Here is a 24,836-nt window from a genome sequence, read left to right on the forward strand (position 1 = left end):
ATCAATAATATTCAAAAAACCGTCGGAACTGCTAAAGGTTCGACGGTTTTTTTCCGATACTGCTTCTGAAAGGTGGTGTCTGCATGATCACGCTTCAAACCAAATATGATCAACACGACAAAAATGCTTCAAATTATATTGAAAACAGTCAAAAAACAATCGAAAAACAAAACACTGCAGTGGCAGCGGCTTCCTTTCAGAATGTACTGGATGATCTTCTGAACCAGTCAACGGGGGCGGTGACACATACAAACCACAACACAGGTGCCGTCACAAATGGTTTGTCTGAAACACAGCTTCCAGATTACGACTATCGTTATGACTCGATTCGCTCCGGTACAACTGCTGCAAATGTTTTGCCACAATCAGGTGACATGATTACGACAACCTACCGTGGGTGGACTCCCAAGAACCCCATTGAGCGAAACCAGCTATGGAATCGAATTGCGCAGGAACATCCAGAAGCGTTAAAAAGCAAAGTGACTGACAGTCAGGGATATGATAATTTGTTGGAAGCACAAGCCGCAGAGGTTCGGGAAAAACTGAGGGCGCTTGGTGTTGACATGATGACCAGTGCCATCATAGCCTCCAGAGAAGTGGCGACGACTGTGAGGAGACCGGATGGATCCGTTCCAGGATATGGCTCTTCAGGCTATCGATCGCTGCCGGCCTCTGTTAAGTCCACACCGGTTCCTGGGGAGAACCTTGCCCGTGAAGGGGTGGGATATGCCTATGTGAACCGATATGGGAAGACGCATGTGGTGCGGGATCTGGCAAGAGCATTGGACTATACCGCCGACGGTAACGTGTACGAATATACCGGTTTCTTTGGCGGCGGACATGCTTATAACAGTCATTTTGTCGCGCAACAACTTTCATTGACAAACAATGTGTTATCATCAACCGATAAACAGTTTTCCTATCGGGTCAGACAACTCACAGACCTCGACATAAATCGAATGACTCAAATTGCCAGCCGTTAATCACAACGCTGCATAAAAGCTCTGCCCGGCCTGGCCACAGAGCTTTTTTTATGCCTGTGATTAACCCCAGATTACTTGCAATCACGATAAAAATAGCGTAAACTGATGAAGAGTGATGAAACTCACACGAGATAAAAACGTCTTATGTAACAGATGAGATCATGATAAAGGAGGATATCGTATGTGCATAAAATCAAAATGGGTGCTTCTGGCAATGTGTGCTTTGATGGTGCTGAGCAGCGGACTGACTGCCTTTGCTTCCGTTCAATTTACCGATGTTCCGGCAAATCACTGGGCATATTCCCACATCCGCAGAGCAGCTGATACAGGAATCATCGGCGGCTATACCCACGCAACCACCGGTCAGCGGGTATATGATCCTGAGAATCCGGTCACCCGGTTGCAGGCGGTTGTCATGGTGTATGAAACATTAAAAGCTACAAATGATTTGAAATCTCAGTCAGACTTCACACAGAAGTACAACAGCCTGATGACAGCAGCGGGTGTTCCCTGGGGTCAAAAGCAGGTGGCTTACGCACTGGAGTATGGGATCCTGACAACCACCGAGTTAACAATGCTGATGAATCAAAGCGGCAGTGAGCCCAAACAGAACCCGGCAACCCGGGAAGAAGTGGCCGTGTTCTTCAGCCGTGCGCTTAACCCTAATCAAGAGGGCACCACCACGGTGAACCTGACATATAAAGACGCTGAAATGATCAACAGTGCGGCGATGCTGCATGTCAACTTTCTGACACAACATCGTATCTTAACAGGCGACGATCAGGGCAATTTTAATCCCCGGGCGGCCATTAGACGTTCAGAGATGGCAGCGGTGATCAGTAAAGCGTATGACTGGCTGAATTCAACTGGCAATGAGATTGTCGTTACCATACCGGTGGAAACCAAAGAACCTGAAAAGGAAGAAAAAGAAGAAGAGAAAGAAACCCGACTTATTGGAGTTATTCAACTGCTCAGCTTCAACAGCAATCGTATTTATTTGGTGGAAGAAGGAAAAACCAGGGTGGATGATTATCCCTTTACCAATGATACCAGGGTCTATGTGCGCGGATCTGAACGAGGCCTCAGCAGCCTGCAGGAAGATCAAACCGCCGAGTTTACCCTGAACAAGGAGGGAATCATCACCCGTATTGAAGTGGACCCTCAAAGAGACAAAGTTGAAGGCACGTTACAGTCGTTAGTGGACATGACAAAAGACAGAGGGTACTACGTATTACGTATTGTCGACAGTGGAAAGAATGTGGATATGACTTTACAGGCCGATGAAAAAATCCCTGTAATGGCAGATACAACTGAGGTTGATTTTGATTGGTTAACCATTGGAGAACGAGTGGTTGTCTATTACCGGGATAAAGAAGCCACAAAGATCGAGAAGCTGGATACCATTAACGATGCAGAAGGCACACTGGCTAAAAGAGTCACCCGGTTTGACAATCACATTACATTAACATCAGGAAATGTTGAAAGAGAGTATCTTCTCGGCGAAGATTTATATATCCGCATCGAAGGTCGAAGTGCAGAACTCAGCGATTTGATGACGGGAGATATCATCACCCTTCGCCTGCGGGATGGAAAAGTGACACGTATTGATGCGAAACAGGTGGAGTTGGAAAATACGGTTGAAGGAACCATTGTGGCCATTCAAATCGCCCGTACCAACATGATCACCATCGAAGATCGCCGCGGCACTGAAAAAACCTATGAAATCACAGATGGAGCACGTGTTTTCATCGATAACGAGCGAAAAGCCATCGCCGACCTGCGCAATGGCGACTGGGTTAAGCTAACGCTGCGGGCAGACAGCGTTCTGGAGATTAGTCTTGAAAAAGGTTACCGGGGCGAGTATATGAGAGGCATCGTTGAAACGGTGTACGAAAGAACCAATCAGATTCGCTTGAGACGTACTGACACAGCCCGTGGCGAAGAAGTGCTTATCTACGTGGAGAACAATACCCGTATTTACGACACAAACAGAAAAGAGATCACCATTGGGAGCATCCGCCGCAACTCACTCATCAGCATTCGCGGTGACTTCGAAGGCGACTTCTTTGTGGCTGACCTGATTGATGTGCTTGAAGAATAAGAGAAGCAGGTGAATTCTGTTGAGCAAAAAGATGAAATCGACACAATTTCCACTAAATAAAAGCAATACCGCAGCCGGCGAGGCTGCGGTATTGCCGCTTCAGTCTTTTTTCGCTTTCTTTATGGGAATCCTACTCACCTTCATGGTGTTATCCCGGGGAGCGTTCTTTCCGGAAGACAAAATATTGTTTTCCTTGATATTTCTGTTATTAGGTGTCGTTGTCTTTGCGCTGACCAGCCTATTTCGCCACCGTGTGTGGTGGGATTCCATTCATGGATTCAGCCCTTTGTTGCTGTTGGCAGCCTACTGGGTTCCGGTGATTACTTTTCAATGGGTAGTCTTGTGGGAAGCGCTTACAATGATTCTATATTATGTGGTGGCAGTTGTTGTTTTCATTCTGGTGCGCAATTTGAATCGCAACAATCGATATACGGAGATGCTTTTAAATCTCATGCTGGTTGCAGGGATAATAGTTGCAACCACTGCGCTTATGGGAGCGGCACAATTATGGGATTACCCTGACCTTGTGATGAGCAATCGCCTGGCAGGCATCTTTCAATATCCCAACACATTGGCCGCATGGATGATGACTCTCTATTTTGTCAGCAATGGTCTCATGCTGGAAGCATCCCAGAAATGGAAAAAAGTAGCTTATGGCAGCATTGGATTCTTCATGCTCTTTGTATTCGTCTTCACCTATTCCCGGGCGGCTTGGTTGCTCTTTCCCCTGATAGCATTGTTTTTTCTAATCATTCTCCCTGGGAAAAATCGCATTATGATGCTGCTCACCTACATCATCAGCGGTGTTCCGCTACTAGTGGCCTTGATGCCCTTCTACCGGGCTACTACTGGAAGTGAAGCAGGCGGTTTCTCTGTCTTCGCCATCATTCTGGCTGCCACCGCGGCCTTTGGGCTGTTGCTGGCCGGTCTGCTACGGCTGTCGAACCGTATGGAAGACTTCCTGCAGTCCCAGCAACATACCCACCTGAAAAAAGTGCTGTTTATAGCAATGGGAGCGGTTCTTTTGGGAGCGGCCGTGTTGTTGATGGTTGCCCTGCAGGCCACAGAACCACTTGTGTTTGACAATATGGACTTGGAGGAACCCCGCAACCAAACCCTTACCCGCACTCTGTCAGACATGCAGCCCTTAACAGCATATGAACTTCATCTGCAGCTGGAAACCCAGGGAGGTAACGAAGAACAGTGGCCCTGGCTGGTGGAGGTAATTTCAGAGAATGCAGGGAGAGACAGCACTCGAATCCTGCAGCACGTGGGCGTGAAAGAAGTTTCCGGTGAAATCATGATCCCCTTTGAAACATTAGAAGACACCACTGCTCTTAGAATTGTGTTTCGCAATCAGTTCGAGAACACCGCGGTCACATTTCATGAAGCAACCGTCATTCATCCTGAAGCTGATCTATTCTATTCCATCCCACTCCAATATAGGGTTTTGCCAGAGGGTCTGGTACAACGGCTGGAAAACATTGGTCGTGAAGAGAATAGTGCTGATACGCGTCTAACCTATTACCGGGACAGTATGACTATTTTACGAAGTCACCCCGTGGGTGCAGGTGGCGGTGCATGGGATGCACTTTATCGTGAATATCAGAGTCAGCCTTATTACAGCCGACAGGTTCACAATTTCTTTCTTCAAACAGCGGTGGAAGCCGGCTATTTAGGCCTGATCTTGCTTGCCAGCATGGTGGGGTTGATCATATGGGGGTTGTACCAGTCTTTTCGCGCTGGCCATCTCTTACAGACCTCTCTTCATGTGGCAGTACTATCACTCTTAGGTCACAGTTTTCTCGACTTCAATTTCAGCTACTTGGCCACGTTTCTTTTCTATTGGATGCTGCTGGCGCTGTTGCAACCACCCTTGTGGCCTTCATCATGGAACAAGAAAGTAAGTCCGCGGGTTTCCAGTAGCGATCTGCCTGGATGGGCAGCATCTCTGGTACTTATTCCTGTTCTGGTGTTGGCTATGACTGCTTGGGGCGCCTCCAGAAGCCATGAAAACGCTGTTCTCTACGGGCAGACAGGAGAAGCTCAGTTGGCTTACGATACCTTCGAACAAGCAGCATCTCTGGACCGTCTGCGGCCAGAGTATCGCCTGGATCTAACGAGTAATCTGCTTCAATTATATAGTACCACCGGCGATCAGGTAATGCTCACAGTGGCAAATCACCATTGGCAACAGGGAATGCGCTATGCTCCCCGCCACCGGGAACTGATCATGGCAGGTGTCGATTTAAAAATCTATCAGGGAGAATTTCAGGAAGCCGGAGAACTTATCCAGCAGCGGATCACTGAAGCTCCACTAGACCGAACGGGTTATGAGGAAGTTTCAGCTGCCTACCTCAACCTGGTGAAATTCATGTCAGGCAATTCGACACAAGATGCATCGCCAGTAGAACCAGCTTTGGCAGAAACTGCGCAGGAAGGTCTTCAGCTTCTCCATATTCAGCAACAGGCCAATCAGCAGGCTAAGGTACCCCTGGCCATCACAAGTGTCTTTAAAAACAATCTGATGTATCTTCGAGCATGGCAGGAGTTTGCCGCAGGCAACCTGCCCTTTGCCTTAAATCCGTCAGAAAACCCCTTGTATGTCAGTTTCCTTGATTTGGAGTATGCCACTGGTGCCGAACAAGCTTGGCGTGCTTGGGGTCGCGAAGATGCCCAACTCACCACTACTCTTACGGATGAAGGGCTATTAACCATCAATACCGGCACTGACCTGGGGCTTGCTCATACTCCCAATATACCACTGCAGTCGAAAACTACGTATCAGGTGTGGGTGGATTTCGCCCAAATTAGTCTGGAGGCTCCCCTGCAAATCCATGTGATTGCCACTGACAGTGAAGGGGGAGCAACACAGCACACCCATATCCTAACCCAGGAAGAAACAAAAAATCTGGCTGCTACCTTTACATTTACCATCATCGGTGACATTGATCCGGTCAATGACCAATACATCCGTTTCGACCACCCTGGTCGCAGTCCAGAATCCGACGCCAACCACGACCCCGGCAGCTTTACAATCCGTGGAGTGGTGGTTCAACAAACTACTAATATATAAAGGAGTTCACCAATGTCACAGGAAAAACAGAGCCAGCCGCAACATTCTCCCATCTTCAACGGTAGTCATTCTCCTAATGGCTACCATAACGGCTATTACGAAGAAGAAACTAGCCTTCGGGAGATCATTGAAGCCTTGCTGAAACACTGGAAGAAGATCGTTGCTATCACTCTGGCTGCGTTAGTGCTGACTGCCGCCATTACTTTGGGCTTCGTCACTTCAGTTGATGAAGCTCGGGTCATCATCAGCATGAGCCGCCCTGACCGCTACACCACTGAAGAACACCTTCAGGAAATCATCGCCAATCGACTTTCTCTGGTGAGTTTCAATGAACGCAATGAAATGAATATTCGAGATGCTCAGATGCTTATTAACAGCCCAGAAGTGGTTGAAGCCGCCATGATTCAGCAGGGTTTTGTGGCGAGACCCATTAACCGTCTCATGGAAACCATCGAGATTAATGCGCTCAACGCTTACTTGTTTCAAATTAATCTTCAGGGGACAGAGAAGGAAGCTCTTCTGGGATTAGTGGACGAAATGGCCGTTCAGTTCAACCGTATCACTGTGGAAGAAATCACCCGGTCACTAAACCAGGAAATTAGCCGTAAGAAAAGGGCCATTCAAACGGCTGAAATGAACTTGGCTTCCAACCGAGCGCAGATGGAAGCTACTGACCCCTATATAACGTTGGAGAGAGCGGTGCTGGATGACCCATCCATGGCCGTGGCCGACCCCGATGCCAACCGCACCACGGTGGTGCGCACTCAGGAGACCAATCCATCCTATTTGGCCCGCCTGGAAGCTGTCACTCAGGCAGAAATGGAACTAAATCAGCTGAAGGTGGCGCTGGATGAGCTAAAGAATGAAGCTGACCTAATCATCGAGCAACTGAATCAGTTGGAAACCGCCCCTGTTCATATTGTGAGAGGTGCAACTGACTATGCAGGAGGCAACCCTTTGCGTAGAATCTCCCCCCGAATTAGCCTCAACCTAGCTATCGCTTTGGCGATAGGCCTCATGATGGGTGCTTTTATGGCCTTCTTCATTGAGTACTGGCAAAAATCTAAACCTAAGCAGCTTTAATACTGTGGTATCGAACTCACGTAGCACTTGCAACCCTTGACAATCTCATTTTCACATGATACGATAACCTTGCGTTCAATTGATGAACGCAAGGTTATTTTTGACACATCGGAGAGAGCTATTCATTGATTCTAGACACTTATTCTACACCCTGTTACCAATCTACTGGAGGTCCTATGAACATATCCTACGACAAAGAATACTTGATTCTTTCCCAAATAGAATCTAACCCCGACGCCACCCAGAGAGACATCTCTCGCCATACGGGCCTTTCCCTGGGCAGCGTCAATTTACTGTTAAAAAAAATGACCAAAGAAGGACTCATTAAAATTGAATCCATCCCTGCTCATCGGGTGGCGTATATGCTTACTCCAAAAGGCATGGTGGAAAAAGCCAACAAAACCGTCAGTTACATCAAGCGTCATTATAACGCCATTACCCAAACCAAAGAACATATAAAAAACACTTTCGCAAATCTGCTGAAAGACCACTCTGCGCTCTACATTTTCTACACTAATGATGAAGTGGGCAGCCTCATCATTACCGCCATTGACGAGTTGTCTCTTCAACAGCGGGCAGCTATCACTCTGATTCAAACTATGGAAGAAGCTATCAATCCGCAGACCCCTGTCATTAAGTACTATCCCAGCAATACTGAGGGATCCATGAACTATGCCAATCCTATCATCAATTTACTGGATAAACTGCCATGAAGCGTAGGCACGTAAATATTGAACTAACACACAGCGAGGAATCAGAAAAATGGATGCATTAGAATAGGAATGGATATGTGGAGGCTAAACACAATGGCTTATTTAAAATTCAAAAGACTAATGGATATCATATTTTCAACTTTAGGACTTATCATATTAGCTCCTGTTTTTATGATCCTTACTATAGTCATTAAGATTGACTCAAAGGGGCCGATTCTCTTCAAACAAAAGAGAGTAGGAATCCATAAGAGTCATTTTTATATTTTAAAGTTTAGGACAATGCGTATTGATACACCGAGAGACACTCCAACACATCTTTTAGAAAATCCTGACCAGTGGATCACAAGAGTGGGCACGATATTAAGGAAGACAAGTCTGGATGAGCTTCCACAGATCATCAATATCTTTAAAGGTGAGATGAGTATAATCGGTCCAAGGCCAGCACTTTGGAATCAGTACGATCTTATTAAAGAAAGAGAGAGGTATGGTGCCAATGAGGTGCCTGTTGGTCTTACCGGATGGGCTCAAATTAATGGTAGAGATGAACTTGAAATTGATGAAAAAGCTAAACTGGATGGGGAGTATGTTGAAAAAATGGGCCTTCTGATGGACATTAGATGTTTTATTGGAACAATATTCTCGATAATAAGATCAGAAGGAGTAGCCGAGGGAAGAACAAGAAGCAAAATCAAAGACTAAATTTATCAGCTATTCTTTTTTGCCTTTCGGATTTCTAAGATGAGCTTTGCGAGGTGACAAAATGAAACATATACTTATCACCGGTAAAAATAGCTACATAGGCACATCTCTTGAGAAATGGCTCTTAAGAGAACCTGATACCTATAAAGTCGATACGATTGATATGAAGGATGGATCATGGAAAGAAAGATGCTTTTCTCAATATGAGGCTGTGTTTCATGTGGCTGGGGTAGCGCATATTAAAGAAACAAATGAGAATCAAGACCTTTATTATAAAGTAAATAGAGATCTTGCTTATGAAACTGCACAGAAGGCAAAACGAAATGGAGTTATGCAGTTTATTTTTTTAAGCTCAATGAGTGTATATGGTGTTCAGAATGGTGTTATTAATAAGGAGACGCCGCTTCATCCTGATACAGCTTATGGAAAGTCAAAAATTGAAGCCGAAGAGTTGATTAATACGTTACAAGACGAATTTTTCACTGTTGCAACTCTTAGACCACCTATGGTTTATGGAAAAGGCTGCAGAGGGAACTACCCAAAGTTAGCTGAATTAGCACTCAAAACACCAATTTTTCCAGATTTTGATAATAAGCGCAGTATGATCTATATAGACAACTTATCGGAGTTCGTTAAGCAAATTATTGATAGCAAAAGTGGAGGAACATTTTTTCCGCAAAATGACGAATATACAAATCCTAGTGAAATGGTCAGGCTGATTGCTGAGTTCCATGGCAAGAAAGTTGTAATGACTAAACTATTTAATCCCGCATTAAAATTACTAAATGTAAGGACGTTAAACAAAGTGTTTGGTGACTTGATTTATGATATGAACATGTCTGAATACATGAGTGATTATAGAGTTTGTGGCTTTAAAGAATCGATTAAAAGGTCGGAGGATTAAGAATGGATAGCAATAGAAGAATTTTGATCCTTTCAAATCATCATTCTTACACTTATAATTTCCGAAAAGAAGTAATCCAAAAACTACTGGATGAAGGCTATGAGATCTATATTACTTTGCCTTATGGTGAAAAAGTGAAAAGATTAGAAGCGATGGGATGTAGTTATATCGAATCACCTCTGGATAGACGAGGGATGAATCCGGTTTCAGATTTAAGATTAATGAAATCTTATTATGGGTTAATGAAAAAGATAAGGCCCAAATTGGTCCTTTCATATACCATCAAACCGAATATTTATGGGGGGATCATATGCAGGATACTAAAGATACCAATCATAGCAAATGTTACAGGCTTAGGAACGGCGGTTGGAAATGAAGGTGTTCTTCAAAAGATAGTAGTGGCGTTATACAAATCAGCGTTTAAAAAGGCAACGTGTATTTTTTTCCAAAACGAAAGTAATAGAGACTTTTTCATAAAAAAGGGCATTTCTTTAAATAGATATAAAGTCATTCCTGGCTCAGGCATCAATATTAATGATTTTTCTTATCGAGACTATCCAAATGATAGTGGCATTGTGAGGTTCTTATATATAGGAAGAATAATGAAAGATAAGGGAATTGAAGAACTTATTGAGGCAGCCAAACGAATAAAAAAAGACCATGAAAATGTGCATTTCGACGCACTGGGGTTTTGTGAAGATGGATATAAAGAGAAGGTTGATTTTCTCCAAAAGAACAAATTAATTACATTTCATGGTGTTATAGATAATGTCAGGGATTATATAGAAAAATGCAACGCTGTTATACATCCAACATATCATGAAGGAATGTCTAACGTATTACTGGAAGCTGCTGCTACTGGAAGGCCTGTATTAGCATCAGAGATTCCGGGATGTAGAGAAATATTTGATGAAGGGGTTAGCGGATTTGGATTTGAGGCTAAGAATATTGATAGTTTAACTCAAGCAATACTTAAATTTATGAAACTATCTAATCAAGAAAGAATGAAGATGGGAATTGCTGGACGCAGAAAAATTGAAAAAGAATTTGACAGAACAATAATTGTTGAAGAATATTTGAAGGAAATCAGCAGAGTCACGGAGGGAAGATGATGAGTTTATACGAAAAGATTAAAAATAGAGAAGAAAAAATTTCTATTGTAGGCCTTGGCTATGTAGGCATGCCTATTGCAGTTGCATTTGCCAAGAAAGTTGATGTTATTGGTTTCGATATTAGCAAAGAAAAAGTTGAGTTATATAAAAAAGGAATTGATCCAACGAAAGAAGTTGGAGATGAAGCGGTTAAAGAAACGACGGTAGAGTTTACAGTAGATGAGTTAAAATTAAAAGAAGCCAAATTTCATATTGTTGCAGTTCCTACTCCTGTAAATGTTGATCACACACCTGACTTGAAGCCAGTTGAATCAGCCAGTAGAATGGTTGGAAGAAATCTAACCCAAAATTCAATTGTTGTATTTGAGTCTACAGTTTATCCAGGAGTTACAGAGGAAATTTGCATTCCAATTCTTGAAAGGGAATCAGGAATGAAGTGTGGTGTGGATTTTAAAGTTGGATATTCACCTGAGAGAATCAATCCTGGCGATAAAGTGCATAGGCTTGAAACCATTGTAAAAGTTGTATCCGGCATAGATGAAGAATCTCTTAACACTATTGCGAAAATTTACGAACTGGTTGTAGATGCTGGAGTACATAGAGCGGAGTCAATCAAGGTAGCCGAAGCGGCTAAGGTAATTGAAAACTCACAGAGAGACATCAATATTGCTTTTATGAATGAACTCTCTATCATTTTTAATAAGATGAAAATAGACACTAAGGCGGTTCTAAAAACGGCAGGAACTAAATGGAACTTCCTGAAATTTCATCCAGGATTAGTTGGAGGACACTGCATAGGTGTAGATCCATATTATCTAACCTATAAAGCAGAACAATTAGGATACCATTCACAAATCATTCTTTCGGGAAGAAGAATCAATGATGATATGGGGAGATATGTGGTTGAAAATCTAGTAAAAAATCTCATTAAGGCAGATGTTCCGGTTAAGGATGCAAAAGTAGCAATTTTAGGATTTGCATTCAAAGAAAACTGCCCTGACACCAGAAATACAAAGGTCATTGATATAGTAAATGAACTTAAGGAATATGGAATCATTCCTAAGATTGCGGATCCTGAAGCTGATGCGGAAGAGGCAGAGCATGAGTATGGCATTATATTTGATTTGCTTGAGGATATTAATAATATGGATGCTATCCTTGTGGCGGTAGGGCATAATCGATTCATAAAAATTTCTAAAGAAGGTTTTGACGATATGTTTAAGTCAGGTCTCAATGAAAGCAAAGTACTAATTGATATTAAAGGAATCTTAGATAGAAATGAATATGAAGCGGCAGGGTATAGATACTGGAGACTGTAGGAAAGGCCGTGAATAGCATGGGATATGAAGATATAACATTTGAAAAAGAGAGTACATTTCTTGTTACAGGTGGAGCTGGATTTATCGGCTCCAACCTGTGTGAGGCCTTATTAGATAAACGATGCAAGGTAAGGTGCCTTGATAATTTATCGAACGGCAAACAAGAAAATGTGGACTCATTTAGAAGTAACCAAAATTTTGTTTTTATCAATGGAGATATTAGAGATTTCAACACCTGTATGGAAGCTTGTGAAGGTATCGATTATGTGCTTCATCAAGCTGCTTGGGGAAGTGTGCCAAGAAGCATTGAGATGCCGTTACTCTATGAAGCAATCAATATTAGAGGAACACTGAATATGCTGGAAGCAGCAAGACAGAATAGTGTCAAAAAGTTTGTTTATGCATCGAGCTCTTCAGTTTATGGCGATGAACCTAACCTTCCGAAACAAGAAGGTAGAGAAGGCAACCTTTTATCACCATATGCGTTAACCAAAATGGCAGACGAAGAGTATGGAAAACTTTATAAAAAAATCTATGGGCTGGATACATATGGTTTAAGATACTTTAATGTGTTTGGGAAGAGACAAGATCCCAACGGTGTATATGCAGCAGTTATTCCAAAGTTCATCAAGCAACTTCTTAATGATGAGCAACCGATAATAAATGGTGATGGGAAACAGAGTAGGGACTTTACTTACATTGAAAACGTAATCGAGGCAAATTTCAAAGCATGTAAAGCAACATCAGAAGTGGCAGGTGAAGTTTTTAATATTGCCTATGGTGGAAGAGAATGCTTAATAGATGTTTATATTTCACTTTGTAATGCTCTGGACAAGAGTGTAATACCAATTTTTGGACCTGAAAGAAAAGGGGACATCAAGCATAGCAATGCTGATATTAGTAAGGCAAAAAAAATGATTGGGTACAACCCAGACTGGAGCTTTGAAAGAGGAATCGAGGCATCGCTAAAATGGTATAAGGAGAATTTGTAGGATGACACAAAATGGAAGAGGTAGAGATAAATTTAAAAGATATAGGAGGGTGTTATTATTATTTTCCTCCTTCTATAAAATATTACCGATTAGATTTAGAATCAAATTACTTGAAATTCATAGAAACACAAACGGATTGATTGGTTTAGTTATAAGATACTCATTGCTCAAATCTGTAGCCCAAAAATGTGGAGATAATGTTATGATTCAGCCGGGAGTATACTTATTATCACCTGACAAGTTGCAAATAGGCAATAATGTCAGCATACATCCAATGTGTTATATAGATTCAACAGGCGAGATTGCAATTGGAAATGATGTATCAATAGCTCATGGAACTACCATAATGAGCACTACTCATAATTATGGCGACAGAACCATTCCAATCAAAGATCAAGGTATTAACCATGCACGGGTTACGATTGAAGACAATGTATGGATAGGTGCCAAAGTGGTAGTTCTTTCAGGAGTAAAAATTGCTTCAGGGTGTATATTAGGTGCGGGTACTGTCATCACCAAAGATACTAATAATGATTTCATTTACGGCGGGGTTCCTTCTAAACAAATAAAAGGGAGGTTCGAGGGTTGAAAGTTTTATTTGCGCATGATCATAAAATTAGACTAATTGATGGCAAGCATTATACCCCTGGAGGTCTGCCAAACGACGTGTTGAGACGGTACACGGAAAAATTCGGTGACTTAACGTTACTTACCAGAATATATGAAGAAGAGCATGCAAGCAATTCTTACAAAGAAATCAGCATAAATAAAATAAGATTTCTCAACTACTTTGAGGGCAGATATAAACAAGTCAAACATGCTGTACAAGGCACGGATATACTAATTGCAAGATTACCCAGTTGGATAGGATGTTTAGCAGTCCACTATGCCAAGGTTTTTAATAAACCGTACTTGTTAGAAGTTGTTGGCGATCCAAAAACGGCATACAGTTTGTATGGAAGTATTAGAGGGAAGTTAATTGCTCCTTTTATGTCATCGGTAATGAAATACCAAGTTAAGCACGCGCCGTTTGTGTTATATGTTTCAAAACGTTTTCTGCAGGAACGTTATCCAACGAATGGCAATTCTGTAGGATGTCCAGATGTGTATTTAGAAGAGCCTTCTTTAGAAGCTCTTGACGAAAGGCTCAGCAAAATATCAGAGCAAGAATTTAATTCAGTAGTTTTGGGCTTAATCGGATCATTAGAAGTTTCATATAGAGGGCATAAAACATTGCTTAAAGTGGCTAATGAACTAAAGAAAAGAGATATATATTGTATAATTAGATTCCTTGGAGGTGGAAGTAATGACAAATGGACAAATATGGCAGAAAAACTTGGCATAAAAGATCAAATCACTTTTAATGGAATACTACCAGCAGGCTTTCCAGTGCTTAAATGGATAGATGATATTGATATTCTTGTGATGCCATCCGAAGCCGAAACATTGGGACGAGCAATTATTGAGGCTATGAGTAGAGGATGTCCTGTGATTGGTTCATTGGAAACCGCAATAGGTGAACAAATTGGATCGGATTGCTTATGCAGTGCGCAGGACTATATAGCGATAGCCAATTTAATTGAAAGAATGATCAGTGATCGGGAATATATGTCATATTGTGCAAAAGAAAATTTTTACAGATCGTTTAAATATACAAACACACAAACAGAGAGAATCAGAAGTGGGTTTTTTGATAAATTTCTCTCAACAATAAACATAGATAGATGAAGGAGTAGACAATGAATTTTTGGGGATATTTCTTATTTTCATTTTTTGCAATATATTTATATATGGTGTTTTATTGGATCACCAAAGATGTTCTTAATCCTCCTGGAATCATGATATCTATCTGGCTTTTTTTTGCAGGGGTTAGTCACTTAAACTTAGGTTCATTCCAGCGAGATTGGATTCCAGAAACATACTGGGCGATAATTCTATCCGCTTTTTCGATGACAATTGCTGGATTATTATTATTAAAAGGGAGAAGAGCTCGATTAGTATCGTTGTCATCGAGGCGCAGGGAAATGCCTTTGAAAAACATGATGCTTACCTATAAATTTAACAAGCTCTACTACGTATGGGCTTGCGTAAGCTTATTTTCAGCGGTATGGGTTATTTTTGAGCAAGGTATCGATATTACTTATTTTTTTACTGTGACATTGGAAGGAAATAAAGGGCAGTGGCAAAAGTCAAATATAGTTTTTATCGAATATTTTTCATTTATGCTTCCTCATATATCGATTATTTCATTTTTCCAGATTATTTTTGGTAGATGTAAGAACAGACTTGAGAAACACTTCAATATTTTTATTATAGGAGCGTCACTCTACTTTACATTATTTGTTATGGTTTCAAGAGGAACGGCAATTATTCAATTATTGGGTTATTTGTATATAGCAAACAGGAAAAAAAGATTATCCTTTGGTCGACTGGGAAGAGTACTTGTAGCAATAATATTTCTTTTTGGGGCATTTTCTTTATTAAGATGGCAGGATCCCACCGTAGGCACCATTTATTCTGGAAGAACCGATTCACTCATATTTAATTCTGTATACAATTATATTGTATATTGTTATCAGAATTTAGATACATTAATTAGGGAAGGAACACCGTATACAATATATAAATATGTATTTGCATCAATTAGCCAAGCATTAGGCCTATCAAGCAGCAGTGAGTTGAGATATATAAGTACTGGAGGATTTAATGCAGTACCTTTTATATTTGGACACTATCATGATCTTGGAATGATAGGGGTAATCATATACCCGGTAATTATTGTATGGATGATGTCAACATTATATAATATGTCGAACAGAAATGAGGCCTACTCAATAGTCTTGGCAATGTTTCAAAAAGGGGTGTTTTCCGTTTTTTTTGGAGATTATATTCTTTTATTCAATGCACAGAACTTAGCAATGGTGATTGCATTTTTAATAATTAGAAGTAGCCTGCGTGATAAAAGAGAGCAAATACACAGAGATGGCGCTTTAATAATCCAATAAAGTCTTAGGAACAAAGAGGTGTTAGCGATACCATGCGATTCATTCAAAAAAACAAGAATACAGTTATTAGCCTGATTAATGTTTTAGTCTCGGCAATTCAATCACTTTGGCTGTTGGGATATGTTCAAAAAATAATGGATGTAGAAGCGTATGGGTATATCGCAGTGATAACCAGCTTTGTTAACATGGCACATATAGTAACAATTGTGTTTACAACATTCACTGCCAGGTATGTGTCTTTAGAGTTGCATAAAAAAAGAATAAATAAAGCTAATGAGTATTTTAATGCATCATTCTTTGGGCTTTTATTAATCTCTGGAATAATGGTGATTATTTTTTCAATGCTTGCAGTGTCTGCAAGAATGTGGCTCAACGTAAGTGATCAGTATGTTTCTCAAGTTCAGTTGTTATTACTGCTAATAGGAGGATCGTTTATAGTCACTACCTTTAGTACACCAATGAAAGCAGGCGTATACTATGCGAATAAGACGTACATTATGCATGGTTTACAAGTTCTTAGTTATCTAGGGAGGATCATTTTTGCATTAGTTTTATACGGGTATTTTCCGGCAAAGCTATGGTATGCTTACATAGGTTCATTTGTTATTGATACAATTTCGTTATTTGTATACTTTTCAATTTACAAAAAGCTCATGCCTGGCATCAAAATAACATGGACATCTTTTTCAGCTGGTGCAATGAAGGATATCATTTCATCAGGGTTATGGATGTCCATTAATAAAATAGGCGCTGTGTTGTTAGCGAATATAAATGTAATAATAATGAGTACATTAATTTCGGTATATATAACAGGGGTATACGCTACTATAGTTCAATTTGTTTCGCTAATAGGTGTACTGACAATGACGTTGTTGTCAACCTTTGTTCCGAACATTTATCGGTTTTACGCAGATGATGATATTGAAAAATTCAGAGAATATGTATCGAAATGTGTAAAGATTATATCAATCACGAATGGGTTTATAGTAGGTGGGATGCTTGTATTCCAGAAGTATTTACTGAGCTTATTTATTAGTAACGATTATATGGATCATAATTTCATCATTATACTAACGCTTATCTATATTCCACTCGCTTTTTCTGCGAATGTACTTGAACAGGTATTGATAGCTTATAATAAGTTCAAAATTCCTGCGATTTCTCAGTTGATCGCGGGAGCGGCCAACATAGTCCTCATTCTATTGATAAGCAAGTTACTTAACATAGGTATATATGGAATTTTAATATCGACAATAGTGGTAGCGGTGGTACGAGACGTGTTCTTTATACCTCTATATACGAATGCTGTGACATTATATCAGGCAAAAGATTACTATAGAAGCGTTTTGTTTGGTATTATCACTTGTGTATATACCGTAGTTATTTCTCGAATAATGGTATCGATTAAAGCTCCTTCATCATGGGAAATTTTTATTATTGAGGTATTCTTGGTAAGTGTACTCTTTGTAGCGTTCTACTTTGTGATATCAAGCAAGCAAGAAACTCAATTTTTAATAACAAATCTAAAAGGTGGTTAAAGCCATGAAGAAGATGTTGATTGTGTATCAATTAAGAGCAAGAGAATTTGATAATGCGTTATTGCTGAAAACTATTTTTGAGAATAATGGATATATTGTAAGCATCAAGAATGATGCTGATACATTTTGTCTTTTTGAAAAATTTGATTTTATCATATGGCCTTGTATGTATGATAACAATCAATTTGATACATTATCATATCGATTCAACTCTTGTGGAGTACCTTCAATAAGTATGCGCTATGAACAAATATTTACTAAACATGATGAGGATACAGGCGTGATGGCACCAAAAGGAAAAGCCCAAGATATACCAACAATGAACTGGGGCATAGCAGATTATAATTATTGCAAGATGAATGGAGTTCCAGATAAAAACTTATCGGTTACAGGGTTTATTACACTTGATTACTTAAGACCAGAGTTTAGTGGTTTCTGGTATAATCGCGATGATATTGCGGATAGATATAACCTTTCCAAGGATAAAAAATGGTTGTTATTTATCTCTAGCTTTGCATTGGCAGATAATGTTGAAGTTGCCAAAACGTTGTACACTTATCAAGAAGGAGAAGACGCCATTTCTATCAGTGACTTAAATACACGGTCCAGAAAAGAAATTTTGGAGTGGCTTGAAAACCTCATACTGGATGATAAAAGTTACAATATTATTTATAGACCTCATCCAGCAGAAAAGAGCGACATCAACTTGTTTAGTGATCTCAAAAAAAAATATCCAAATAACTTCCATGTCATTCCTGAGTTGAATATCAAACAGTGGATTCTCACTACCGACATAATAACAACTTGGGTTAGTACATCGATTACAGAGTGTTATGTAGCAAAAAAACATTGTTTGGTTTTAAGGCCCGAACCATATCCACAAAAATATGATATTGTTCTATACAAGGATGGCAAATTCATAACTAACTATGATGAGTTCAAACTAGAAATAGAAAACAGTTCTAAACAGAAAGATTTTAAAGAAAACTTCCCAATTAGTTCAGATATTTTAAATAGATATTACGACATATCTGACACGCCAACTTATTTACGGATTGTTAATGAAGTAGAAAAACATATCAATGATAATCCTGAAAATGAAATCAATAGAGCACAATGGTTAATAAAAAGATGGAAATACCTTATTTTCAAAGGATATATTCTTAAAATTTATTTAAAAAGAATATATCAGTTTACACATAAGAATTTCCATTTTTCGATTAGGGATGCAAGATTAAGAAAAAAGTATGCGATACAAACATGGGAAGATGAAGCTGTAAACAAAGCCTTTAATAAGAATGATGAAGAAAACAAACTCAAGAAACTTAAGTCAATGGTAAACATGTATGGTAATATCAAATAATTTGTGAAACGGGGGCAAAGAATGAAAATAATAGTGACAGGTGCAGATGGTTTTATCGGAAGTCATTTAACAGAAGAATTAGTCAAACAAGGACACAAGGTGAAAGCTTTTGCCTACTATAATTCATTTAATTCTTGGGGATGGCTTGATGTGATACCTCAGGAGATTATAAAAGAAGTGGAGGTGTTTACAGGAGATGTTCGTGATCCAAATGGCGTTAGAGAAGCCATGAAAGGAATGGATGAAGTTTTTCATCTTGCAGCACTGATTGCCATCCCATTCAGCTATCATTCGCCTGACACGTATGTGGATACGAATATCAAAGGCACGCTTAACGTACTTCAAGCTGCGAGAGATTTGGGTACATCTAGAGTTCTTATTACATCTACGTCAGAAGTGTATGGAACAGCTCAATATGTTCCGATTGATGAAAAACATCCTTACCAGGGCCAATCTCCGTATTCAGCCACTAAAATAGGGGCAGATCGATTGGCAGAATCATTTTTTTGCAGCTTCAACATGCCAATCACAATTGTTCGTCCATTTAATACATATGGACCTAGACAATCAGCAAGAGCCGTCATTCCAACAATAATAACACAGCTTCTTGCAGGTAAAGAAGAGATAAAGCTTGGCTCATTAGCGCCAACAAGAGATTTCAATTATGTAAAAGATACAGTCAATGGGTTTATAGAAATTGCAAAATCAGATGAGGCTATCGGTGAAGAAATCAACATTGCTACCCAACAAGAAATTTCGATTGGTCAACTGGCTGAGGAGTTGATTTTACAAATCAATCCGAAGGCAATAATAGTTTGTGAGGAACAGAGACTTAGACCTGAAAAAAGTGAAGTGAATAGACTTCTTGGTTCTAACGAAAAAATTATGAGATTAACAAATTGGAAACCAAATTATACTATTGAACAAGGATTGGCAGAAACTGTTGAATTCTTTAAGAATAACTTGAATCAGTATAAAATAGATATTTATAATATATAATTTGAGGTGACAACAGATGGAGATGAAAATGGAAATTTGCAGAGAAGATTTGATAAATCTTGTGAATTTGCAGCTAAACAATCTACTTGGATCGTCGGGAAATGTGAAAAACTATGTTGATACGACTTTGGAAAGACTTTCAAAGTGTTTTAAACTGACGAAAGATAAATATTATAGATCTTCAAATAATTGCAAATTCTCGCCCTATCACTCAGGTCAATATTCGATTTTTTTGTATTATCTAGCAAACACAATACACCGTGAAGCTGGAGATTCGGAGCTATCAACTAAATTATACTATCTTAATAAAATCATGAACTCGGTTGACTGGTATTATGAAATAGCATTGCCTGAATATTTTGGAGTAGAGCATCCAATGGGTTCTGTTTTGGGAAGAGCGCGATATTCAGATGGATTCTATATTTTTCAGGGATGTACAGTTGGTGGCGATAAAGGGACGAATCCTAATTATCCCCAAATAGGCAAAAACGTAATTATGTACTCAAATTCAACAGTACTTGGTGAAGTAAATATCGGAAAAAATGTCATCATTTCAACAGGCACCACAATAATAAATGAAAACATCCCAGATGGATGCATTGTTTTTGGGCATTCGCCAAATTTGTTGATAAAGGAAAAAAGTTTAAGCGAAATTAATAAACATATATCAGAGTTTTGGCTGATATGAGTATGCTGTGCATTAAATAGCTTTATTAAAATGGAGGTCCTTATAATGAAATATTGTAAAAAATGTGTCATGTCGAATACAAGACCAGGAATCAAGTTTAATGAAGAAGGAATTTGTTCAGCTTGTCGGTCATATGAAAGACGCAAACAAATTGACTGGGATAAAAGATACAAAGAACTCGAAGCATTATGTGATAAGTACCGTGGGATGAACGGAGCTTCATTCGATTGTGCTATTGCAGTGAGCGGTGGCAAAGATAGTCATTATCAAGTTTATCTAATGAAAGAAGTCATGAAGATGAATCCGATTCTTTTCAGCGTTGAAGACAATTTTGAAATGACAGAAGCAGGAAAACATAATCTGAAGAATATCTCAGAAGAATTTGGTTGCCCGATTATCAGTTTAAAACCTGATAGAAAAGCACAAAAGAAACTAATGAGATATACATTTGAGAAATATGGAAAACCGACTTGGTTCATTGATAGATTAATCTATACATTTCCTATGCATATGGCGATAAAATTTAGTACTCCTTTACTTGTGTATGGAGAGAATGTCAGTTTTGAATACGGAGGTAGTGTTTATGAAGAGACCTATTCTGCAAAAAATCAATTAAGCAATGGAGTGGCATCGGATATTGAACTAGATGAGTTGCTTAGCATTGATGGGATAACTGAACAAGTCCTTGAAATGACAAAAGCACCATCAACTGAAGAATTGAATAAACTTGATCCAATGTATGTCTCATATTTTATTACATGGAATAGTTATTCGAACTATCAATTTGCTAAGAAGAGAGGTTTTAAAGATTTAACTCATGAATGGGAGAGAACTCACCATGTTGAAAATTTCGACCAAATTGATAGTAGAGCATATTTGGTGCATTCATGGATGAAGTATCCTAAATTTGGACATGCTTCAGCAACTGATTATGCAGCAAGATTTGTCAGGTATGGAATGTTATCAAGAGATGAAGCGGTTGAATTAGTCAAAAAACATGATCATGCCTTAGATCCTAAATGTGTTTCTGATTTTATTAATTTTCTTGGGTATTCAGAATCAGAGTTTTGGGACATAGTTGATAAACTCTACAATGAAGAATTATTTGAAAAAGATATATTTGGTGAGTGGAAGTTATTAAATCCAATTTGGCGAGATAGGTAGGTGAGCCATTTGCATAATAAATTTATACCATTATCAGTACCTAATTTAAAAGGAAAAGAGCTTGAATATGTGACGCATGCTATTAAAACAGAATGGGTCTCGACTGGGGGGCCATATGTAAATGAGTTTGAGGAAAAGATAGCGGATTACGCTAAGTGTAAAGGTGCTGTTTCATGTCAAAATGGCACCTCTGGCCTTCATGTAGCCTTAAAAGCATGTGGAGTGACTGAAAATGATGAAGTGATCGTTCCAACACTTACTTTTATTGCTGCAGTAAATCCAGTGAAGTACATCGGTGCAGAACCAATTTTCATGGATTGTGACGATTCGCTATGCATGGATGTAGATAAGTTGAGATATTTCTGTGAAACTGAATGCAACTTTATTGAAGGTAAACTCATCAATAAGACCACTGAAAAAAACATTAAAGCATTGATTGTCGTTCATGTTTTTGGAAACATGGCTGACATGGTGGGTTTTATTGAAATTGCAAAAAAATACAATCTAAGAGTAATTGAAGATGCAACAGAAGCCATTGGTACGTACTATCTTGATGGAAAGTATAAAGGAAAGCACGCAGGAACGATAGGTGATATTGGTGTTTATTCTTTTAATGGAAACAAGATCATGACCACCGGAGGTGGAGGAATGATTGTTTCTGATAACGAGGAGTTGCTTAAGAGAACGAAGCATCTTACAACCCAAGCAAAAAGCGATGAACTCTACTATACACACGATGAAATTGGCTATAACTATCGAATGACTAATCTTCAGGCAGCATTAGGATTAGCACAGTTAGAACAATTGGAAGACTTCATTAAGGTAAAGAAAGACAATTATGACTTATACAAGAAGGAAATTCTAGAGATACCAGGATTAAGAATTATTGATTTTAATAATGGCATTCGGCCGAATTATTGGTTTTATGCTGTGTATGTAGAACCAGAGTATCCATTAAATAGAGACCAAATCATTAAATACCTAGCTTCTAAAAAGATACAGGCAAGACCCATATGGGGGCTGATTAGTGATCAAAAGCCGTATGTAGGAAATCAAACTTATAAGATTGAAAAGGCTTGTCATTATTTGGAGCATGTTGTGAATATACCATGCAGTTCTAACTTAAGTAAAGACGATGTAGTAACGGTTCTTAGCATCCTCAAAAACGCTTGATTGAAAAGGTGAGGAGGATAAAATTTTGGAAGTCAGTGCTGTAATTATAGATGAACACAATAGTATGATTGAAGCAATGGAACGCTTAGATGCAACATCCAAGAAAGTTCTTTTTGTTCAGATTGACGGTAAATTAGCCGCGGCAATTACAGACGGCGATATTCGGAGATGGATATTAAAGAAAGGCAACTTAGATGCAAAAGTAAAAGATATTGCTAATTATAATCCTCTCTACTTAGAAGAAAACAATAAACACGCAGCAAGAGAATTCATGAAGAAGAATTTTATAGATGCTCTACCAATTGTAAACAAAAGCATGGAGATTACCTCAGTAGTTCTTTTGAATGAAGAAGGCATTGAGCAAAAAAAGGAATTGAAAATACCGATTGTTATAATGGCCGGCGGTCTTGGCACAAGATTATATCCTTACACTAAAATACTTCCTAAACCATTGATACCGATTGGTGAAATACCGATTGTTGAGCATATTATGAACCGTTTTAACCAGTATGGATGTGATCAATTTTATCTAATAGTCAATCACAAAAAGAATATGATTAAAGCTTATTTTAATGAAATTGAAAAAGCCTACAAGGTTGACTATGTAGATGAAGATAAGCCGCTAGGTACTGGTGGGGGGTTGAGTCTACTTAAGGGAAAGATCAAGTCAACATTTATTTTATCAAATTGTGACGTTTTAATCGAAGAGGATTATGAAAAGATCTACAAGTATCATGTAAAAGAAAAAAATTTAATTACAATGGTTTGTTCTTTAAAGATTATAAGAATCCCTTATGGTGTTATAGAAATTAGTGAAACGGGTGAGATCGAAAAGATGAAGGAAAAACCTGAACTATCATTCTTCACAAATACCGGTATGTATATTGTAGAGCCTAAAGTGCTTGAAGAAATTGAAGAAGATAGAGCGATTGGATTTCCTGACATAATTGAAAAACACAAAGCTCAAGGCGAAAAGATTGGAGTGTATCCAATAAGTGAAAATAGCTGGATGGATATGGGGCAGATAGATGAAATGGAAGAAATGAGGAGACGACTGGACTATGAATCATAGAATAATAGCTAGGCTAGATATAAAAGGACCCAACCTGGTGAAGGGAATTCATTTAGAGGGACTAAGGGTATTAGGAAAGCCAGAGGACTTTGCAAAATACTATTATGAGAATGATATTGATGAATTAATGTATATGGATGTTGTAGCAAGCCTCTATGAAAGAAATAGCCTATCCGAGGTCATATCAAAGACTGCTAGAGAAATATTCATTCCATTGACTGTAGGGGGAGGCTTGCGCTCCGTTGAAGATATTAGACGCGTACTTAGAGCCGGGGCAGACAAAGTATCATTGAATACGGCAGCTATAAGGAATCCTGATATTATTCGAGAAGCTTCTCGTGAGTTTGGCTCATCTACTATTGTCGTAGCAATAGAAGCGATCAAAGAGCAAAATGGTGAATATCTTGCCTACATTGATAACGGTAGAGAGTATACCGGGATAGAGGTTTGCAAGTGGGCGAAACAAGCAGAAGAACTGGGCGCTGGAGAATTGGTGATTACTTCTGTAGATGCAGAAGGAACGAGACAGGGATTCGAACTAGATTTAATTAAGAGTGTTACTAAGAATGCAACTATTCCAGTTATTGCCCACGGTGGTGCAGGTAAGCCTGAGCATATTGCAGAGGTGATCAAAAAGGGGCGAGCAGATGCAGTGGCGATCGCGTCTGTACTGCATTATGAATGCATCAAAGGAATGCAACTATCCGATGATTATAAAGACGAAGGTAACACTGAATTTCTCGTAATAAATAATAGAGGTTCAAAGAAAGAGACAATGACGATTGATGAAATAAAAAGATCTTTAATTAGAGATGGTGTTATGTGCAGACATAGAGTGAGTTAGGAGGCAAT

Annotated in this window: 21 protein-coding genes; all 21 read left to right on the forward strand. The window is 39.2% G+C overall.

The window, feature by feature from the left end; translation table 11 throughout:
* Positions 1 to 83 precede the first annotated feature (83 nt).
* The 21 genes from QOL74_RS09655 (at position 84) to hisF (ending at position 24,828) form a co-directional block, all read left to right on the forward strand.
* On the forward strand, positions 84 to 983 hold the full coding sequence (locus tag QOL74_RS09655; protein WP_283409264.1) for a hypothetical protein: 900 nt from the start codon (positions 84 to 86) through the stop codon (positions 981 to 983).
* A 181-nt stretch (positions 984 to 1,164) separates the two neighbouring features.
* Positions 1,165 to 3,084: an S-layer homology domain-containing protein gene (locus QOL74_RS09660; RefSeq protein ID WP_283409265.1), complete on the forward strand. Its 1,920-nt coding sequence runs from the start codon at positions 1,165 to 1,167 to the stop codon at positions 3,082 to 3,084.
* Positions 3,085 to 3,103: 19 nt separating this feature from the next.
* Complete coding sequence (locus tag QOL74_RS09665; protein WP_283409266.1) at positions 3,104 to 6,160, forward strand: O-antigen ligase family protein; 3,057 nt, start codon at positions 3,104 to 3,106, stop codon at positions 6,158 to 6,160.
* 12 nt (positions 6,161 to 6,172) lie between these two features.
* Positions 6,173 to 7,243: a Wzz/FepE/Etk N-terminal domain-containing protein gene (locus QOL74_RS09670; protein ID WP_283409267.1), complete on the forward strand. Its 1,071-nt coding sequence runs from the start codon at positions 6,173 to 6,175 to the stop codon at positions 7,241 to 7,243.
* Positions 7,244 to 7,419: 176 nt separating this feature from the next.
* Entirely contained in the window at positions 7,420 to 7,956 is a 537-nt protein-coding gene (locus tag QOL74_RS09675) for a winged helix-turn-helix transcriptional regulator (protein WP_283409268.1), read from the forward strand.
* 93 nt (positions 7,957 to 8,049) lie between these two features.
* Complete coding sequence (locus QOL74_RS09680) at positions 8,050 to 8,655, forward strand: sugar transferase (protein WP_283409269.1); 606 nt, start codon at positions 8,050 to 8,052, stop codon at positions 8,653 to 8,655.
* A 61-nt stretch (positions 8,656 to 8,716) separates the two neighbouring features.
* Positions 8,717 to 9,559 (forward strand): NAD-dependent epimerase/dehydratase family protein, encoded by an 843-nt coding sequence (locus tag QOL74_RS09685; RefSeq protein WP_283409270.1) that lies wholly within the window; start codon positions 8,717 to 8,719, stop codon positions 9,557 to 9,559.
* Positions 9,560 to 9,561: 2 nt separating this feature from the next.
* Complete coding sequence (locus tag QOL74_RS09690; protein ID WP_283409271.1) at positions 9,562 to 10,671, forward strand: glycosyltransferase family 4 protein; 1,110 nt, start codon at positions 9,562 to 9,564, stop codon at positions 10,669 to 10,671.
* Positions 10,671 to 11,990, forward strand: a complete 1,320-nt coding sequence (locus QOL74_RS09695; protein WP_283409272.1) for a nucleotide sugar dehydrogenase — start codon at positions 10,671 to 10,673, stop codon at positions 11,988 to 11,990. Before QOL74_RS09690 ends, QOL74_RS09695 begins: the two co-directional genes overlap by 1 nt.
* A 17-nt stretch (positions 11,991 to 12,007) precedes the next feature.
* On the forward strand, positions 12,008 to 12,982 hold the full coding sequence (locus QOL74_RS09700; protein ID WP_283409330.1) for an SDR family oxidoreductase: 975 nt from the start codon (positions 12,008 to 12,010) through the stop codon (positions 12,980 to 12,982).
* 1 nt (position 12,983) lies between these two features.
* Entirely contained in the window at positions 12,984 to 13,571 is a 588-nt protein-coding gene (locus QOL74_RS09705; protein WP_283409273.1) for an acyltransferase, read from the forward strand.
* Positions 13,568 to 14,710, forward strand: coding sequence for a glycosyltransferase (locus QOL74_RS09710; protein WP_283409274.1), 1,143 nt, complete (start codon positions 13,568 to 13,570; stop codon positions 14,708 to 14,710). Before QOL74_RS09705 ends, QOL74_RS09710 begins: the two co-directional genes overlap by 4 nt.
* Before the next feature lie 11 nt (positions 14,711 to 14,721).
* Positions 14,722 to 15,987, forward strand: a complete 1,266-nt coding sequence (locus QOL74_RS09715; RefSeq protein WP_283409275.1) for an O-antigen polymerase — start codon at positions 14,722 to 14,724, stop codon at positions 15,985 to 15,987.
* Positions 15,988 to 16,019: 32 nt separating this feature from the next.
* The gene (locus QOL74_RS09720; protein WP_283409276.1) at positions 16,020 to 17,525 is read left to right on the forward strand and encodes an MATE family efflux transporter; all 1,506 of its coding nucleotides are present in this window, start codon (positions 16,020 to 16,022) and stop codon (positions 17,523 to 17,525) included.
* Positions 17,526 to 17,529: 4 nt separating this feature from the next.
* Positions 17,530 to 18,888 (forward strand): surface carbohydrate biosynthesis protein, encoded by a 1,359-nt coding sequence (locus tag QOL74_RS09725; RefSeq protein ID WP_283409277.1) that lies wholly within the window; start codon positions 17,530 to 17,532, stop codon positions 18,886 to 18,888.
* 21 nt (positions 18,889 to 18,909) lie between these two features.
* Positions 18,910 to 19,887 (forward strand): NAD-dependent 4,6-dehydratase LegB, encoded by a 978-nt coding sequence (locus QOL74_RS09730; protein WP_283409278.1) that lies wholly within the window; start codon positions 18,910 to 18,912, stop codon positions 19,885 to 19,887.
* Positions 19,888 to 19,903: 16 nt separating this feature from the next.
* Positions 19,904 to 20,575, forward strand: coding sequence for an LbetaH domain-containing protein (locus QOL74_RS09735; RefSeq protein ID WP_283409279.1), 672 nt, complete (start codon positions 19,904 to 19,906; stop codon positions 20,573 to 20,575).
* A 45-nt stretch (positions 20,576 to 20,620) separates the two neighbouring features.
* Complete coding sequence (locus QOL74_RS09740) at positions 20,621 to 21,739, forward strand: N-acetyl sugar amidotransferase (RefSeq protein WP_283409280.1); 1,119 nt, start codon at positions 20,621 to 20,623, stop codon at positions 21,737 to 21,739.
* A gap of 9 nt (positions 21,740 to 21,748) precedes the next feature.
* Positions 21,749 to 22,912 carry a LegC family aminotransferase gene (locus QOL74_RS09745; protein WP_283409281.1) on the forward strand — a complete coding sequence of 388 codons (1,164 nt, stop codon included), beginning with the start codon at positions 21,749 to 21,751 and terminating at the stop codon, positions 22,910 to 22,912.
* Between the two features lie 25 nt (positions 22,913 to 22,937).
* Positions 22,938 to 23,984: a sugar phosphate nucleotidyltransferase gene (locus QOL74_RS09750; protein WP_283409282.1), complete on the forward strand. Its 1,047-nt coding sequence runs from the start codon at positions 22,938 to 22,940 to the stop codon at positions 23,982 to 23,984.
* Positions 23,974 to 24,828 (forward strand): imidazole glycerol phosphate synthase subunit HisF, encoded by an 855-nt coding sequence (hisF, locus tag QOL74_RS09755; protein WP_283409283.1) that lies wholly within the window; start codon positions 23,974 to 23,976, stop codon positions 24,826 to 24,828. Before QOL74_RS09750 ends, hisF begins: the two co-directional genes overlap by 11 nt.
* Positions 24,829 to 24,836: the final 8 nt, after the last annotated feature.

The organism is Anoxynatronum buryatiense (genome assembly GCF_900182905.1).
GTDB classification, from domain to species: domain Bacteria; phylum Bacillota; class Clostridia; order Peptostreptococcales; family Tindalliaceae; genus Anoxynatronum; species Anoxynatronum buryatiense.

Excerpts from the sequence above, each read along its gene's own strand:
- QOL74_RS09735 (WP_283409279.1), top strand. The coding sequence starts at position 19,904 with ATGGAGATGAAAATGGAAATTTGCAGAGAAGATTTGATAAATCTTGTG.
- QOL74_RS09670 (WP_283409267.1), top strand. The coding sequence starts at position 6,173 with ATGTCACAGGAAAAACAGAGCCAGCCGCAACATTCTCCCATCTTCAAC.
- QOL74_RS09740 (WP_283409280.1), top strand. The coding sequence starts at position 20,621 with ATGAAATATTGTAAAAAATGTGTCATGTCGAATACAAGACCAGGAATC.
- QOL74_RS09725 (WP_283409277.1), top strand. The coding sequence starts at position 17,530 with ATGAAGAAGATGTTGATTGTGTATCAATTAAGAGCAAGAGAATTTGAT.
- QOL74_RS09690 (WP_283409271.1), top strand. The coding sequence starts at position 9,562 with ATGGATAGCAATAGAAGAATTTTGATCCTTTCAAATCATCATTCTTAC.
- QOL74_RS09730 (WP_283409278.1), top strand. The coding sequence starts at position 18,910 with ATGAAAATAATAGTGACAGGTGCAGATGGTTTTATCGGAAGTCATTTA.
- QOL74_RS09715 (WP_283409275.1), top strand. The coding sequence starts at position 14,722 with ATGAATTTTTGGGGATATTTCTTATTTTCATTTTTTGCAATATATTTA.
- hisF (WP_283409283.1), top strand. The coding sequence starts at position 23,974 with ATGAATCATAGAATAATAGCTAGGCTAGATATAAAAGGACCCAACCTG.
- QOL74_RS09720 (WP_283409276.1), top strand. The coding sequence starts at position 16,020 with ATGCGATTCATTCAAAAAAACAAGAATACAGTTATTAGCCTGATTAAT.
- QOL74_RS09660 (WP_283409265.1), top strand. The coding sequence starts at position 1,165 with ATGTGCATAAAATCAAAATGGGTGCTTCTGGCAATGTGTGCTTTGATG.
- QOL74_RS09675 (WP_283409268.1), top strand. The coding sequence starts at position 7,420 with ATGAACATATCCTACGACAAAGAATACTTGATTCTTTCCCAAATAGAA.
- QOL74_RS09695 (WP_283409272.1), top strand. The coding sequence starts at position 10,671 with ATGAGTTTATACGAAAAGATTAAAAATAGAGAAGAAAAAATTTCTATT.
- QOL74_RS09700 (WP_283409330.1), top strand. The coding sequence starts at position 12,008 with ATGGGATATGAAGATATAACATTTGAAAAAGAGAGTACATTTCTTGTT.
- QOL74_RS09705 (WP_283409273.1), top strand. The coding sequence starts at position 12,984 with ATGACACAAAATGGAAGAGGTAGAGATAAATTTAAAAGATATAGGAGG.
- QOL74_RS09655 (WP_283409264.1), top strand. The coding sequence starts at position 84 with ATGATCACGCTTCAAACCAAATATGATCAACACGACAAAAATGCTTCA.
- QOL74_RS09685 (WP_283409270.1), top strand. The coding sequence starts at position 8,717 with ATGAAACATATACTTATCACCGGTAAAAATAGCTACATAGGCACATCT.
- QOL74_RS09680 (WP_283409269.1), top strand. The coding sequence starts at position 8,050 with ATGGCTTATTTAAAATTCAAAAGACTAATGGATATCATATTTTCAACT.